The organism is Pseudomonas sp. M5 (genome assembly GCF_016907075.1).
Taxonomy (GTDB): domain Bacteria; phylum Pseudomonadota; class Gammaproteobacteria; order Pseudomonadales; family Pseudomonadaceae; genus Aquipseudomonas; species Aquipseudomonas putida_E.
In genome coordinates, this window is sequence record NZ_JAFBBH010000001.1 from 4995738 (window position 1) to 5011582 (window position 15845).

Here is a 15845-nt window from a genome sequence, read left to right on the forward strand (position 1 = left end):
GAGACCCCCCCCATGGCCAGCACCGAAGTACGCAGCGTCTGCCCCTATTGCGGCGTAGGCTGTGGCATCGTCATGAGCGTGGCCGATGGCAAGGTCAGCAAGATCAGCGGTGACAAGCTGCACCCGAGCAACTTCGGCCGCCTCTGCACCAAAGGCCTCACCGCGCACCTGCCCCTGACCGCCGCCGGGCGCATGGAAAGTGCCTTTGTACGCCAGCAACGCGACCATGAACCGGCGCGCAGCAGCATGGACCAGGCCATCGCCCAGGCTGCCGAGCGCCTGCGCGGCATCATCGACCAGCACGGCCCGGACGCCGTAGCGCTTTACGTCTCCGGGCAGATGTCACTGGAGGCCCAGTACCTGGCCAACAAACTGGCCAAGGGCTTTATCCGCACGCGCCATATCGAGTCCAATTCACGCCTGTGCATGGCCAGCGCCGGCAGCGGCTACAAACTTTCGCTGGGGGCCGATGGCCCGCCCGGCAGTTACCAGGACTTCGAGCGTGCCGAGGTGTTCCTGGTGATCGGTGCCAACATGGCCGACTGCCATCCGATCCTCTTCCTGCGCCTGCTCGACCGGGTAAAGGCTGGAGCGAAACTGATCGTTGTCGACCCGCGGCGCACCGCCACCGCCGACAAGGCCGACCTGTTCCTGCAAGTGCGCCCCGGCAGCGACCTGGCCCTGCTCAACGGCCTGCTGCACCTGCTGCACCGCAATGGCCAGACAAACCGCGCCTTCATTGCCCGCCACACCGAGGGCTGGGAGGCACTGCCGGCCTTCCTCGAGGACTACACGCCTGAACGCGTCGCGGCCATCACCGGCCTTGCAGAAGATGACATCCGCCAGGCTGCCGCGTTGATCGGCAGCGCGGGTGAATGGATGAGCTGCTGGACCATGGGCCTGAACCAGAGCGTGCACGGCACCTGGCATACCAATGCGCTGTGCAACCTGCACCTGGCCACCGGCGCCATCTGCCGCCCCGGCAGTGGGCCGTTCTCGCTGACCGGCCAGCCCAATGCCATGGGTGGCCGTGAGATGGGCTACATGGGGCCGGGGCTGCCGGGCCAACGTTCGGCGCTGATCGACGCCGACCGCAGCTTTGTCGAAGCGCAATGGGGCCTGGCACCGGGCAGCCTGCGAGCAGAAAGCGGCGAGGGCACGGTAGCGCTGTTCGAGCAGATGAAAACGGGTGAAGTGAAGGCCTGCTGGATCATCTGCAGCAACCCGGTGGCCAGCGTCGCCAATCGCCAGCAGGTGATCGATGGCCTGCGCCAGGCGCAGCTTGTGATCACCCAGGATGCCTTTCTCGACACCGAAACCAACCCTTACGCCGACATTCTCCTGCCCGCCGCCCTCTGGGCTGAAGGTGAGGGCGTGATGATCAACAGCGAACGCAACCTCACACTGATGCCTCGCGCCGTGGCTGCACCAGGCCAGAGCTTGCCGGACTGGCAGATCATCGCCCGGGTCGCCTGTGCCATGGGTTATGCCGAGGCCTTCGATTACCCCGACGCCGAAGCGGTGTATGACGAAATCCGCCGCTTCCACAACCCGCTCACCGGCTACGACCTGCGTGGGGTCGGCTACCCGCAACTGCGTGACAAGCCGCACCAGTGGCCTTGCGCGCCGGGCCGCGTGGACGACCGCAGCCCCGTGCGTTACATCGAAGAAGGCGCACCCTCGTCCCTGGTGTTCCCTACAGCCAGTGGCAAGGCCCGCTTCTTCGCCCGGCCCTGGCTGCCCGCGTCGGAGTTGCCGGACGCCGATTACCCGCTGGTGCTCAATACCGGCCGCGTGCAACACCAGTGGCACACCCTGACCAAGACCGGCAAGGTACCGGCGCTGAACAGGCTAGAGCCCGGCCCCTTTGTCGAACTCCACCCCGAGGATGCCGCGCGGCTGGGTATCCAGGACAAGGACCAGGTGGCGATCCGCTCGCGCCGTGGCCGGGCCGTGCTGCCGGCGCGTGTCAGCGACCGGGTCATGCCGGGCAATTGCTTCGCGCCGTTCCACTGGAACGATGTGATCGGCGAGCACCTGGCAATCAATGCCGTGACCTGCGATGCGGTCGACCCGCTGTCGCTGCAGCCTGCCCTCAAGCACTGCGCCGTGGCCCTTGAGCGGGTTGCCGGCGAACGCATCGATGCCCTCGACCTTGGCACCACCACCCTTGCCCCGGAGCCTGCCCGCGTGCTGCTGGCCATGCCCCCCGGCCCGCCCCGACATCAGGTGTTGTGGGCCTCGCAGACCGGCAATGGCGAGGCGCTGGCCGAGCGCTGCGCAGAGCGTTTGCACGGCGCAGGGCTGCAGGTACAGCTCAGTTGCATGGAGGCGGTCAGCCCAAGCCAGCTGCAAGGTGCGGCCAGTGTGCTGCTGATTGCCAGCACCTTCGGCGATGGTGATGCGCCCGACAGCGCCACCGCGTTCTGGCGGGCGCTGCAGGGCGAGGAGGGCGCCCACTGCGCCGAGCTGCCTTATGCCGTGCTGGCCCTGGGCGACTCCAGTTACGCCCAGTTCTGCGGGTTTGGTCGCAAGCTCGACCAGCGCCTGGCCGAACTGGGCGGGCGCCGCCTGCTGCCGCGGGTCGATTGTGAACCGGATTTCGATGAGGCCTTTGCCACCTGGCTCGACGCGCTGTTGCCCGAGCTGGGCAGCGCTGGCGTAGCGCTACCGGTCAACGAGCCCGCACTGGCTGCGCCCTGCAGCAAGCAACGGCCGTGGGCGGCTACCCTGCTGGAAAACAACCTGCTCAGTGGCCCCGGCTCGAGCAAGGAAACCCGCCAGTTGGTGTTCGATATTCAAGGCAGCGGCTTCACCTACGCAGCGGGCGATGCGCTCGGCGTGTGGCCCCGCAACTGCCCGGCGCTGGTGGAGGAATTGCTGGCGCTGATGCAGCAGGACGGCAAGACCCAGGTCCAACTCAAGGGCCAGCCGCCCATGCCGTTGGCCCAGGCACTGGAGTCGCACCTGGAAATTGCCAGGGTCACCCCACAGCAACTGCAGGTGTTCAGCCAGCAGGCTGACGACCTGCGGCACCTGTTGCAGCCTGAACGCAAGGCCGCACTGCAGGATTGGCTGTGGGGCCGGCAGTTGGTCGACGTGCTGCGCGCGTTTGCACAGGACCTGCCGCTGGCAACCTGGCTCGACCTGCTCAAACCCCTGCAACCGCGGCTGTACTCGATCAGCTCAAGCCCATTGGCCCACCCCGGCCAGGTGCATCTGACCGTCTCTACCGTACGTTATGGCCAGCGAAAAGGGGTGTGCTCAAGCTTCCTCGCTGACCGGGGGCAGGCTGCGAAGGTGGCGATCTTCCCCCAGGCGTCCAGGCATTTCCGCCTGCCTGATGACGATGATGTACCGCTGATCATGATTGGCCCCGGTACAGGCATCGCACCGTTTCGTGCGTTCCTCGAAGAGCGCGAGGCGCGGGGTGCAAAAGGGGAAAACTGGCTGTTCTTCGGCGAGCAATATGCAGCCACCGACTTTTATTACCACGCGCAGTTGCAGGCCTGGCAGGCGAGCGGACACCTGCGCCTGGATACGGCGTTTTCCCGCGACCAGGCAGAGAAAATCTATGTGCAGCAGCGGATGCGTGAGCAGGGTGCGCAGGTATGGCAGTGGCTGGAGGCGGGGGCGTACTTCTATGTCTGTGGTGATGCTCAGCGCATGGCCAAGGATGTGGATGCGGTGCTGCGCGAGATCATTGCCGAGCATGGGGGCGTGGATGCCGATGCCTATGTGGAAGGTTTGAGCAAGGCCAAGCGGTATCGGCGGGATGTGTACTGAAATGCTCCAGGATGGGGAGCAACGCACCTTGAATGTGCATGGTTTGGGCTGGCGCTATCGCCGGCAAGCCGGCTCCTGCACGGGCTCCGCTGCTCTCAAGCCCTGTGCTGCAGCCGTGGGCGCCGGCTTGCCGGCGATAAGGCCGGGCCAGGCAACATAACTGGCACATTCCGTGCTTTATCTCCAACACAACAAGCCCCACTGATCAACGGCGATCAACCGGGGGCACACCGTGATGAATACAGGCAAAGGCGCCTGGAGCTTCGGCTCCAGGCGCTTTTTTTTTGATCGAGGATCGGCTTATGAAGGCAACAGCGAGCAGCGGGCAACGAGAGCGACTGGTCATCGTCGGCAACGGCATGGTGGGCCACCATTGCGTCGAGCAACTGGTCGAACGCGGCGCGCTGGCGCGCTTCGAGCTGCGTGTGTTCGGTGAGGAGCGCCAGCGCGCCTACGACCGCGTGCACCTGTCTGAATACTTCGGCGGCAGCTGTGCCGAAACCCTGGCGCTGTGCGAGCAGGGCTTCTATGGCGTCAACGGTGTGCACCTGCACCTGGGTGAAGCGGTGCTGCAAATCGACCGCGAGCGCTGTGAAGTGGTTACCGCCGAAGGCCGCTATGGGTATGACCAGCTGATCCTGGCCACCGGTTCCTACCCCTTCGTGCCCCCGATCGAGGGCTCCAGCGGCAACGCGCGCCTGGTCTATCGCACCCTCGACGACCTCGACGCGATACGCGCCGCTGCCGTTGATGCCACCCGTGGCGTGGTGGTTGGCGGCGGCCTGCTGGGCCTCGAGGCAGCTAATGCCCTTAAGTCCCTGGGCCTTCAAGCGCATGTGGTGGAGTTCGCCCCGCGGCTGATGCCGGTGCAACTGGATGCTGAAGGCGGCGCCGCGCTCAAGGCGCAGATCGAAGCCCTGGGCGTCGGCGTGCACCTGTCGCGCGCTACCCAGTCGATCAGCGATGGTGAGGCCTACCGCTACCGGATGAATTTCGACGGTGGCGAACACTTGGAAACCGACCTGGTCGTGTTCTCTGCCGGCATCCGCCCGCAGGACGCCCTGGGCCGTGCCTGCGGCCTGGAGATCGCCGCGCGCGGTGGCGTGGTGATCGACAATCACTGCCGCTCCAGCGACCCACGCATCTTCGCCATCGGTGAATGCGCCTCGTGGAACGGCAGCGTGTTCGGCCTGGTTGCTCCGGGCTACAGCATGGCGCGCAACCTGGCGGCGCTGCTGTTGGGCGAGGCGGCCGGGGAATTCACCGGGGCCGACATGTCGACCAAGCTCAAGCTGCTGGGCGTCGATGTCGGCTCCATCGGCGACGCCCATGGCGCCACGCCCGGCTCGCGCAGCTACCGCTTCATCGACGAGGCCAACGCCGCCTATCGCCGGCTGGTGGTCGATGCCAGTGGCAAGCATGTGCTCGGTGCGGTGCTGGTGGGCGACAACAGCTACTACGACACACTGCTGCAATACGCTCAGAACGGCATCGCCCTGCCTGCCGACCCGGCGGCGCTGATCCTGCCGCAAAGCGGTGGCGCACCGGCCCTGGGCGCCGATGCGCTGCCTGACAGCGCGACCATCTGCTCCTGCCACAACGTCAGCAAGGGCGCAGTGTGCGCAGCGATCGACAGTGGTTGCGCCGACCTTGCCGCGGTCAAAGGCTGCACCAAAGCGGCTACCGGCTGTGGCGGCTGCGCGGCGTTGCTCAAGCAAGTGTTCGAGCATGAACTCACCGCCCGTGGCGTGACCGTGGACAAGAGCCTGTGCGAGCACTTCGCCTACACCCGCCAGGAGCTGTACGGGCTGGTGCGGGTGGGTGGCATACGCACCTTCAACGACTTGCTGGCGCGCCATGGCAAGGGCCATGTCGGCTGCGACATCTGCAAGCCGGCGGTGGGCAACATCCTCGCTTCGTGCTGGAACCAGCCGATCATGGACCCTGCGCTGGTGCCACTGCAGGACACCAACGACACCTTCATGGCCAACATGCAGAAAAACGGTACCTACTCGGTGGTGCCGCGCATTCCCGGCGGCGAAATCACCCCGGACAAACTGATCGTGATCGGTCAGGTGGCCAAGAAGTACGACCTTTACACCAAGATCACCGGCGGCCAGCGCATCGACCTGTTCGGCGCCCAGTTGCACGAGCTGCCGCTGATCTGGGGCGAGCTGATCGAGGCCGGCTTCGAGACTGGCCACGCCTATGGCAAATCGACCCGCACGGTGAAGTCCTGCGTAGGCAGCACCTGGTGCCGCTACGGTGTGCAGGACAGCGTCGCCATGGCGCTGCGCCTGGAGGACCGCTACAAGGGCCTGCGCAGCCCGCACAAGCTCAAGTTCGCGGTCTCTGGCTGCACCCGCGAATGTGCCGAGGCGCAAAGCAAGGACATCGGCGTGATCGCCACCGACAAAGGCTGGAACCTTTACGTCTGTGGCAATGGCGGCATGCGCCCACGGCATGCCGAACTGTTCGCCACCGACCTGGACGACGAGACCCTGGTGCGCCTGATCGACCGCGTGCTGATGTTCTACATCCGCACCGCCGACAAGCTGCAGCGCACGTCGGTATGGCGCGAAAGCCTGGACGGCGGCCTGGACTACCTCAAGCAGGTGATCCTCGACGACAGCCTGGGCCTGGCTGCCGAGCTGGAAGCGCAGATGCAGCATGTGGTCGAGCAGTACGAATGCGAATGGGCCAACGCCCTCAACGACCCGGAAAAGCTCAAGCGCTTCCGCACGTTCGTCAACGATCGACGCGCCGACCCGGACGTGCATTTTGTCCGCGAGCGTGAACAGCGTCGCCCCGCTGCACCCCTGCACCTGATCCCTACCGTCGAGGAGGCTGTGTGATGAACCTGTCCAATGCTGCTGTGGCAAAGCAACCCAACTGGCAAGCGGTGTGCAACACCGATGACCTGGTCGCCGACTCTGGTGTGGTGGTGTGGCTCGATGGCACCCAGGTCGCCTTGTTCTACCTGCCTGGGCAGGCGCAGAGCCTGTACGCGGTGGACAACCGCGACCCACGCTCCGGAGCCAACATCATTGGCCGCGGGCTGGTGGGCAGCCTGCAAGGCGAGCTGGTGGTGGCAGCACCGCTGTACAAACAGCACTTCAGCCTGCACAGCGGTGCGTGCCTGGAAGATCCCGGCCAGCGGTTACGCGTGTGGCCGGTACGAATGAACGGGGAGGCGGTGGAAGTGGCAGTGGCCTGATCCCGGCTCTTGCCTGTCTCTTGCGCTTGCGCTTGCTCTTGCTTTGCTTTGCTTTGCTTTGCTTTGCTTTGCTTTGCTTTGCTTTGCTTTGCTTTGCTTTGCTTTGCTTTGCTTTGCTTTGCTTTGCTTTGCTTTGCTTTTGCTTTTGCTTTTGCTTTTGCTTCTAAGCGCGCGATAGCTCAGGCGCCGCCGATTGCGACTTCAGGAGGCCGAGCGCAGGTCTTGCGAAGGGAGGTGACGGGCATGGATGCCCGTCAAGCGCTGCGGCCCATGGATGGGCCGTCAGCGCGGTCCTCCCGGGAGCAAGGCCGGAGCGAGGGAACCCCGGAGCGCAGCGTAGGGGCCGGATGATGGGAGCCGACGGTTTTGGTTACTTTGGCCACGACCAAAGTAACCCGCCGTAAGGGCGGAAAGGTGAATCAGCGCCTCCATGGCGAATGGATATTCACCCGATCTGAAAGCCGCAAGCCGCAAGCCGCCAGCCGCCAGCCGCCAGCCGCGCGACCCGGATACGCCACAGGTGGCGATGCGGTAAGCTTGGCGCATGAACCTCGACACCCGCATCAAGTACCGCCACCTGCTGTGCTTCCTGGAGATTGCCCGGCAGGGCAGCCTGGCCAGGGCCGCCGACATTCTGGCGATCAGCCAGCCGGCAATTTCCAAGACCCTCAAGGAGCTTGAAGACCTGCTCGAGACGCGCCTGTTCGAGCGCAGCCGCCAGGGCGTCGAGCTGACCCCGGCCGGCACCCGCTTCATGCATTACGCCGGGCCCAGCGTACAGGCCCTGCGCGACGGCGTGAGCAGCTTGCGCGGTGAAGCGCGGGCGCCGTCGCAGGTGCGCATCGGCGTGCTGTCCACGGTCGAAGGCCTGCTGATGCCCGAGGTGCTGTGCCGCCTGCATCAACGCCATGAAGCGTTGCTGATCAGCGTGGTGACCGGCGCCAGTGCACAGTTGCTCGGCCAGTTGCGCCTGGGCGAACTGGAACTGGTGGTCGGGCGCATGACCGACAGCCCACAGATCCAGGGGTTGTCGTTCGAACACCTGTACAGCGAGTCGATGGCCCTGGTCGTGCGCCCCGGGCACCCCTTGCTGGCCAGTATGCAGGTAGACCGATCACGCGTTGGCCGTTATCCACTGGTGCTCCCACCACCGGGCACTACCATTCGCCAGCACGCCGACAGCCTGTTCGTGCAATGCGGCATTCAACTGCCGGCGCAGCGCCTGGAGACCCTTTCGCTGGCCTTGAGCCGCCGCTACCTGCTGGGCAGTGATGCCGTATGGGTGGCGCCGCGTGATGCGGTGCTGCTTGACCTGCGCCGCGGTGAGTTGGCCGAGCTCGATCTGGGGGTGCGGGAGCCAGGCGGGTCGGTGGGCATCTGCCGCAATGCCGCCTTGGCGCTGAGCCTGCCGGGGCAGTGGGTGTGCGATGTATTGCGGGAAGTGGCGGGGCAATATCGCGAGCGGTTGTACCCGTAAGCTTCGTTGTAGCCGAGCGTTCCTGGCCCAGAAACGCTCGTGTGGTGTACGTCCCAACTGTTATCAAGCGGTTCGCAAAGACACCGCGACCACACAAGGAACAGTGGAACCTCGCGCCTCTTCGTCACGGCCATTGATCAACAAGCGCTTGTTGCCTGGATCGAGCGTGACCGTCGATCCCGATGCATAGAAGCCGTCCTCTGGCACTTGAGCGCCGACCTGGCCATAACCGAAGGGAGGGACGAAGCGGGTGTCAAACGTGCCATCCGAGGTCAAGCTAAAGGCAAGCGTATAAGTGTAGAAACTACCGTAGCCGACCAGGCCATCGCCTGTCTCTACTCCCGCATACCAACCGCCCGGTTGGTCAAACACCAGCGCTTCGCCGCCGTTGAACTCTCTGGCCGGCATGCCCGAATAGTCGATTCGGTAAACAGTCGGGTGGCTGATATCTTCATCGAGGTCGTACAGTTCCCCGTAGAAAGTGATTCGTTCCGCGACGGGGTCTACGGAAAAACCGTTATTGATGATCCATGGCGCGGACCAGTGCTGGCCATTGTTGCCAAAGGCATTGTCCACTTTCCCGTCGGTGGTCAAGGCTGTGGTGACGCCATACGCGTCTTCCCCCTGCATCAGATACAAGGCCAATACAAGGTGCTGCGAACCTGAGGGGGGGGTGAAACTGGCAATGCCGTCGATGATGTGTGAGTGGGTATCGGGAATCAGCTTGCTGACATCGAGGATGCCATCAGCGCCAAAATCCAAGCGCAATGCGCCGTCACTGTCCAGCCCGATCACCACCGGTTCGAATTTCTGTGGGCCGCGACGCAAGCCTGTGACGAAAATATGGTCTTTCGCCAAAGCCAGGTGCTCCAGCAGCAGTTCCTCCTTGACCAATGCATGGGTAGCAACGTACCCCTTGCCCTCACCAAACGTCAGATCCGGTTGCCCTTCGGCATTCAGTTTCCAAAGGTGACTGGCTGACTCCCCCTGCACCGGGACAACGATCAGTAAATTACCTGCATCATCTTCTGCGATGCTCTCGGGTGCCTCATAGGCTGCGCTTGCAGTCTTGTTGAAATCGAAAATTCCATCGCCATTGAAGCTGCCATCCAGCTTTCCGTTTTGTTTCAGGCTAGCCACAAAGACCCTGGCGTCCTCAGTGTTCGGGTTGAAGCTTTCACCGATTACATAACTGCGTCCATCGGTGACCATGCTGTTGATGATTGCAGTGCTGTCGGCACGAGACCCGGCGCTTTTTTCAAGGATGTAGGCAATCCCATCGATGCCATAAGCACCATCGATGGGAGCTTGTGGCAACTGCATGGATGCTTGGGCCAAGGTTGGGGGCACGCGGGTTGAGCGGGCAGGCTTTCGTGAAGTGTTCATGACTTTTCCTTGGTGATGAGTGACCGCTGGGCATCAAGGCTTCACGCCGTTATCAGCCATCGCGGCTCACTCAGATGCGGCTGGATGCGTTGCAGGGCCATTGGAGGCCAGGCTCGAATCCGGCGCTACTGGCAGAAATGCCAGGGCGGGGCTGGTCGCTGGAAGAGCCAGTTTTGCAGGGGCGTCCGCTGTGCATATGGTCAATACTGGCCAAACGCCCGTAAGGTTGTGTGCAAGCGCGTTGTCGAGTGAACTTACTCCATGAAACCCGCTCTTATGCCGGTAGCCATTGGTAATGGCCGCCTGATAAGCTCGCGGCTTTACCCTGATTGCCCATATGGCGCATGAACAAGGAAATAGCATGAAACAGCATCGTTTGGCGGCTGCGGTTGCCCTGGTAGGCCTGGTACTGGCTGGCTGTGATCAACAGGCCAGCAGCCCCGAGCTGAAAACTCCGGCACAGAAAGCCTCCTACGGTATCGGCCTGAACATGGGCAAGAGCCTGGCTCAGGAAGGCATGGAAGACCTTGATTCCAAAGCCGTCGCCCTCGGCATCGAAGACGCCGTTGGCAAGAAAGAACAGCGCATCAAGGACGAAGAGCTGGTAGAAGCCTTCACCTCGCTGCAGAAGCGCGCCGAGGAGCGTCTGGCCAAGGCCAGCGAAGAAGCCGCCTCCGCAGGCAAGAAGTTCCTCGAAGAAAATGCCAAGAAGCCAGGTGTGGTCACCACCGCCTCGGGCCTGCAGTACGAAGTGGTCAAGAAGGCCGACGGCCCGCAGCCCAAGCCGACCGATGTGGTCACTGTCCACTACGAAGGCAAGCTGATCGATGGCAAGGTGTTCGACAGCTCGGTAGAGCGTGGCAGCCCGATCGACCTGCCGGTCAGCGGTGTCATCCCAGGCTGGGTCGAAGGCCTGCAACTGATGCACGTTGGCGAGAAGTACAAACTGTTCATCCCGGCTGAGCTGGCCTATGGCGCACAGAGCCCAAGCCCGCTGATCCCGGCCAACTCGGTCCTGGTGTTCGACCTGGAACTGATCGCCATCAAAGACCCGGCCCAGCTGCAGGGCGACGCGCCTGAAGCTCAGGCACCTGCCGAAGCTCCGGCTGAAGCACCTGCCAAGTAATACTGGCTGGTAGTGCACAACGCCCCGCTCGCCGGGGCGTTGTCGTTTGTGCATCAGGCATTGGGCCGAACCTCGTGGCCAGGAGATTGTCCGAGAAAGGGCAGTGTGAAGAAGCAGGAGGCTTCTGACGCAAATCGTTTGCGGTTCTGAAACGACTGTGTAAAAAACGCCCGATCTGACCGGGGCCCTTGCTTTACAGGCACCTGCCGTCAGAAACTTCGCCCTGTTCACAAGGTTATCCACAATAAATGTGGATAACCTCTCCCTGCTGGAGGCTACATGAGCGCACCCTGGAATTTCGCCCGCTTCCTGCCCTTGGCCGAGCGCCTGCTTAGCCGTGGCCGCTTGCCGGCTTTGCTGTTCGCCGTGGCCCGCAAAGGGCCACGCCTGGGCCAGTTGCGTGAAGACATCAAGCTGTTGCAGTCGCTGTGCCTGGCCTGGTGGCGTGGCGAGTACCGGGCGATCAGCCCCAAGGCACTGGTGACCATCGTCGCCGGCCTGCTGTACTTCGTCAGCCCCATCGATGCGATCCCCGACTGGCTGTTGGGCGTAGGCTTTCTCGATGATATTGCCGTGCTCGGCTGGGTGCTGAAGACCGTCTCCGATGAGCTGGCGCGTTTCAAGGCCTGGCGCGACAGCCAGGCACCCGAGCGCCTGCGCGTGGTCGAGCGCTTGCCCGACACCCCTGAAGCTTTGCGCCTGGAGCGTAAAACGCACTGAAATCGAGCAGATCCCCACAGACCCCCGGGCTTGGTAATATAATTGGCATAAGGGTTATGCCTACGGATTACATGCGGTAATCCTACGTAAGGGGGTTGTAATGGGTATTCAGGTCATTAGCCGGGACGGTCAGCCCGAGTACGCAGTCGTTCCCTGGGAGCAGTATCAGGCGCTGCTCAAGGCGGCCGGCCAGGCGCCTGCCGAGGCGGTTGGCGAAACCAGCGATCACAGTGCGGCAAGCGCCAGTTTGCCCGCCTTCAGCGAAGTGGCGCAGCTGCGTCAGGCCAAAGGCATTGCGCCAGAGCAATTGGCGCGAAATGTGGGGGTAAGCCCCGCCTACCTGGCGATGATCGAGTCGGGTGAACGCCAGCCGGATGCGGCGATCCGCCGTGCCCTGGCCTGGCACTTGGGTGTGGCGGGCTGGAGCGAGCCGTCATGAGCCAGGTCAGGATCAGCCGTCAGCATTGGCAAAGCTTGCTGGATGAGCTTGACCTGGCCCGCCGTCAACGGCATTTGCTGACTTACCGCGCGCTGATCGAGCGTTTGCAATTGCCCAGCCCGGCCATGCAGACGCTGACTGCAGCGCTTGAATACCTGGCGGTGCTCGATGCCCGTGCCGAGCAGCCGCTGCGCAGCTCGCTGGTGATCAGCCAGGGCGCCAGCCGCCTGCCGCGTACCGGCTTCTTCGAATGTGTGGAGCGCCTTGGGCGCTTCTCCGGGCCGGTCGACGGCATGGAGGCAGCGTCGTGGCATGCTTCGGAAGTTGTGCGGGTATTCGAGTACGCCTACCCGGAGATTGCCTGACAGGCCGATAGACCTGCCCCGCCAAACTCCCACCAACGCCACACACCGAAAACAGAAGGGGCCGGGCACTTACGTGCCCGGCCCCTTCTGTTTCACATCAGCGCTGACTGATTACTGCTTGGCCACCTTGGTGCTGGCACTCAGGTAGTCGATCAGGATGCGACCGGTCTCGGACAGGTAAGCGTCGTCTTCGGGCTTGGTGTTTTCATCCTCGGTCGGCAGGGCGTCCTCGTCCTCTTTCTTCAGTTCCTTCAGCGGCTCTTCACCCTTGGCCTTGCGGCGGATGTTTTCCAGCGCCAGCTGTTTGGCCTCGATCTCATCGTGGCGGGCACGGCGGTCCTGCTCGTTGAGGCTGACGGTCTTCTCGTTCATCAGCTTCTGGGTCAGTGCCAGGCGGTCACGGATATAGGTGAACTCCGCGTCCTTGTCGCTGCGCGCTTCATGCTGGGCCTTGAGCTGCGCCAGGAAGGGCTTGAACGGGTCGGCCGCCGGCTTGACCACCGGGCGGATGGTGTCCCACGGCATGGCCTCGGGCAGGGCGCTTTCACCGATTTCCTTGGTGTCGATGATCGACGGGTAGTCGATGTCCGGCAGTACGCCCTGATGCTGGGTGCTCTGCCCGGACACCCGGTAGAACTTGGCCAGGGTCAGTTTCAGCTCGCCATGGTTGAGCGGCTGGATGGTTTGCACGGTGCCCTTGCCGAAGGTCTGGCCGCCTATGATCAAGGCGCGGTGGTAATCCTGCATGGCGCCGGCGAAGATTTCCGAGGCCGAGGCCGAGAGGCGGTTGACCAGCAGCACCAAGGGGCCTTTGTAGAAGGCGCCAGGGTTTTCGTCTTCTAGCACGTCAACCCGGCCATCGCTGTTGCGAACCAGCACCGTGGGGCCTTTCTCGATGAACAGGCTGGTCAGCTCGGTGGCTTCTTGCAGGGAACCGCCGCCGTTGTTGCGCAGGTCGATGACCACGCCGTCGACTTTTTCCTTTTGCAGTTCGGTGAGCAGCTTTTTCACGTCGCGCGTGGTGCTCTTGTACTCCGGGTCCCCGGCTCGGTAAGCCTTGAAGTCCAGGTAGAAGGCCGGGATTTCAATGATGCCCAGCTTGTAGTCACGGCCAGCCTGCTTGAGCTTGAGCACCGACTTCTTGGCCGCCTGCTCTTCAAGCTTGACCGCCTCGCGGGTGATCGACACCACTTTGCTGGTCTGGTCGCTCGGGGCATTGCTGGCCGGGATGATCTCCAGGCGCACAACCGAGCCTTTCGGGCCACGGATCAGCTTGACCACTTCGTCCAGGCGCCAGCCGACCACGTCGACCATTTCCTTGTTGCCCTGGGCGACGCCGATGATCTTGTCGGCCGGGGCCACCTGCTTGGTCTTGGCCGCAGGGCCTGCAGGCACCAGGCGCACGATCTTGACCTGGTCGTTGTCGCTCTGCAGCACCGCGCCGATGCCTTCGAGCGACAGGCTCATGTTGATGTCGAAGTTTTCGGCGTTGTCAGGCGACAGGTAGTTGGTGTGCGGGTCGTAGGACTGGGCGAAGGTATTGATGTAGGCCTGGAAGATGTCTTCGGCACGGGTCTGGTCCAGGCGCGACAGCTGGTTCTTGTAACGCTTGGTCAGGGTTTCCTGAATCTGCTTGGGCTCTTTGCCGGCGATCTTCTGGCGCAGCACCTCGTCCTTGACGCGCTTGCGCCACAGGTCGTCCAGCTCGGCCTGGTTCTTCAGCCACGGGGCGTCCTTGCGGTCGATCAGCAAGGTTTCCTTGGCGGTGAAGTCCATCTTGTCGACGCCCTTGTTCAGCTCGGCCAGGGCGAAGTCCAGGCGTTGCTTGACGCGGTCCAGGTAGCGCTTGTAGATGGTGAAGCCCGGGTCGAGGTTGCCGCTTTTGAGGAAGTCGTCGAACTGCCTCTTCCACTTGTCGAACTCGGCGATGTCGGCCGCAGTGAAGTAGCTGCGCGCAGGGTCGAGCAGCTTGATATAGCTGTCGTAGATGATCACCGAGCGGGCGTCATCGAGCGGCGGCTTGCTGTAATGGTGGCGTTTGAGCAACTCAACCACGTTGAGGCTGGCGACGATTTCGTCACGGTCCGGCTGCAGGCTGTCCCATTTGTTGGCGGCCGCCGCATTGCCGCCGAGCGTGAGGCTGCCCAGGCCGATCATCAGGGCCAGGGCGGTGCTTGGGAGGAAATGCTTCATGCTGATTCGACGTGGAGGCAATTGATCACGCATAGTAGGCCGTCTTTTCCGTTGCCGGTTCCATGGAGCCGGACAAATACTGCAAAAAGCCAGGGGCGTGGATACCCCAGGCTCAGTCATGTCAATCAACTATGGAGGCACTGTGAAGGCATTGCAAGGCGAAGACGGACATGTGGAGTGGGTCGAGGCCGAGCGCCCGGCCCTGGATGCCGGCCAGGTACGCATCCGCGTGGCTGCGGCGGGCCTGAACCGGGCCGATCTGTTGCAGATGAAGGGCCTTTATCCGCCACCACCCGGTGCCAGCCCGTACATGGGCCTGGAATGCGCCGGGGTAGTGGAAGAAGTGGGGCCAGGCGCCGACTGGCGGGTAGGCGACCGGGTGTGCGCGCTGCTGGCCAGCGGGGCCATGGCCGAGGAAGTGGTGGTCGATGCCCGCCATGTGCTGCCGGTGCCCGAGGGCCTGAGCCTGCACGAGGCAGCAGCGCTGCCCGAGGTCTACGCCACCGCGTGGCTGAACATTTTCCAGCTCGGTGCGGTGAAGGCCGGCGAGAAGGTGCTGGTACACGCCGGTGCCAGCGGTGTCGGCTCGGCAGCCATTCAGTTGTGCAAGGCGTTCGGCAACCCGGTGTACGTCAGCGTTGGCTCGCAGGACCGCCTGGCGTACTGCCAGGCCCTGGGCGCGACGGGCGGAGTGGTGCGCAACGAAAACCTGGAAGCGCTGGAGGGCATGGGCCCGTTCGACGTGATTCTCGACCCGGTGGGTGCCAGTTACGGGCAGCTCAACCTCAAGTTGCTGGCACGCGATGGGCGCTGGGTGATCATCGGCCTGATGGGCGGGCGCATGGTTGAACTGGACCTGGCGCAGGTGCTGGGCAAGCGCCTGGAAATCACCGGTTCCACCTTGCGCAACCGTGATGACGGGTTCAAGGCCGAGCTGCTGCGTGAGCTGCAGCAGCAGGTGTGGCCGCTGTTCACCGAAAAGCGCTTGTCGCCACAGCTGGTGGACACCTACCCCGTCGAATTCGCCCAGGCAGCGTATGCCGAGCTTGAGAGCAATCAGGTGTCGGGCAAGCTGGTGATGGTGATCGACGCTAGCCTGGCGTGAGATTGCCGGGGCTGCCTTGCAGCCCATCGCA

11 protein-coding genes are annotated in these 15845 nt (G+C 63.4%); 9 read left to right on the forward strand and 2 right to left on the reverse strand.

Annotation, left to right across the window (positions count from 1 at the left end; all coding sequences use genetic code 11):
• Positions 1 to 12: 12 nt before the first annotated feature.
• The 4 genes from JOE27_RS22740 (at position 13) to pcaQ (ending at position 8480) form a co-directional block, all read left to right on the forward strand.
• Complete coding sequence (locus tag JOE27_RS22740) at positions 13 to 3786, forward strand: bifunctional nitrate reductase/sulfite reductase flavoprotein subunit alpha (protein ID WP_204920129.1); 3774 nt, start codon at positions 13 to 15, stop codon at positions 3784 to 3786.
• Positions 3787 to 4088: 302 nt separating this feature from the next.
• Positions 4089 to 6641 (forward strand): nitrite reductase large subunit NirB, encoded by a 2553-nt coding sequence (gene nirB, locus JOE27_RS22745; protein WP_115272958.1) that lies wholly within the window; start codon positions 4089 to 4091, stop codon positions 6639 to 6641.
• The gene (nirD, locus tag JOE27_RS22750; RefSeq protein ID WP_046787420.1) at positions 6641 to 7003 is read left to right on the forward strand and encodes a nitrite reductase small subunit NirD; all 363 of its coding nucleotides are present in this window, start codon (positions 6641 to 6643) and stop codon (positions 7001 to 7003) included. Before nirB ends, nirD begins: the two co-directional genes overlap by 1 nt.
• Positions 7004 to 7547: 544 nt before the next feature.
• Positions 7548 to 8480, forward strand: coding sequence for a pca operon transcription factor PcaQ (pcaQ, locus tag JOE27_RS22755; protein WP_046787419.1), 933 nt, complete (start codon positions 7548 to 7550; stop codon positions 8478 to 8480).
• Positions 8481 to 8543: 63 nt separating this feature from the next.
• Here pcaQ and JOE27_RS22760 read toward each other — a convergent pair whose 3' ends face one another.
• On the reverse strand, positions 8544 to 9866 hold the full coding sequence (locus tag JOE27_RS22760) for a hypothetical protein (RefSeq protein WP_204920130.1): 1323 nt from the start codon (positions 9864 to 9866) through the stop codon (positions 8544 to 8546).
• 361 nt (positions 9867 to 10227) lie between these two features.
• On the opposite strand from JOE27_RS22760, the gene JOE27_RS22765 reads away from it, so the two are divergent.
• The 4 genes from JOE27_RS22765 to JOE27_RS22780 all read left to right on the forward strand — a co-directional run bounded on the left by JOE27_RS22765 (position 10228) and on the right by JOE27_RS22780 (position 12516).
• On the forward strand, positions 10228 to 10992 hold the full coding sequence (locus tag JOE27_RS22765; RefSeq protein ID WP_012313179.1) for an FKBP-type peptidyl-prolyl cis-trans isomerase: 765 nt from the start codon (positions 10228 to 10230) through the stop codon (positions 10990 to 10992).
• Between the two features lie 279 nt (positions 10993 to 11271).
• Positions 11272 to 11712, forward strand: a complete 441-nt coding sequence (locus JOE27_RS22770; protein WP_012313180.1) for a YkvA family protein — start codon at positions 11272 to 11274, stop codon at positions 11710 to 11712.
• Between the two features lie 100 nt (positions 11713 to 11812).
• Positions 11813 to 12151 carry a helix-turn-helix transcriptional regulator gene (locus tag JOE27_RS22775; RefSeq protein WP_204920132.1) on the forward strand — a complete coding sequence of 113 codons (339 nt, stop codon included), beginning with the start codon at positions 11813 to 11815 and terminating at the stop codon, positions 12149 to 12151.
• Positions 12148 to 12516 (forward strand): hypothetical protein, encoded by a 369-nt coding sequence (locus JOE27_RS22780; protein WP_012313182.1) that lies wholly within the window; start codon positions 12148 to 12150, stop codon positions 12514 to 12516. The genes JOE27_RS22775 and JOE27_RS22780 overlap by 4 nt, the downstream gene beginning before the upstream one ends.
• 111 nt (positions 12517 to 12627) lie before the next feature.
• On the opposite strand, the gene JOE27_RS22785 is transcribed toward JOE27_RS22780, so the two are convergent.
• On the reverse strand, positions 12628 to 14709 hold the full coding sequence (locus JOE27_RS22785; RefSeq protein WP_012313183.1) for a carboxy terminal-processing peptidase: 2082 nt from the start codon (positions 14707 to 14709) through the stop codon (positions 12628 to 12630).
• 142 nt (positions 14710 to 14851) lie between these two features.
• Between JOE27_RS22785 and JOE27_RS22790 the strand changes: the two genes are divergently transcribed.
• The gene (locus tag JOE27_RS22790) at positions 14852 to 15814 is read left to right on the forward strand and encodes an NAD(P)H-quinone oxidoreductase (RefSeq protein ID WP_204920134.1); all 963 of its coding nucleotides are present in this window, start codon (positions 14852 to 14854) and stop codon (positions 15812 to 15814) included.
• Positions 15815 to 15845 lie beyond the last annotated feature (31 nt).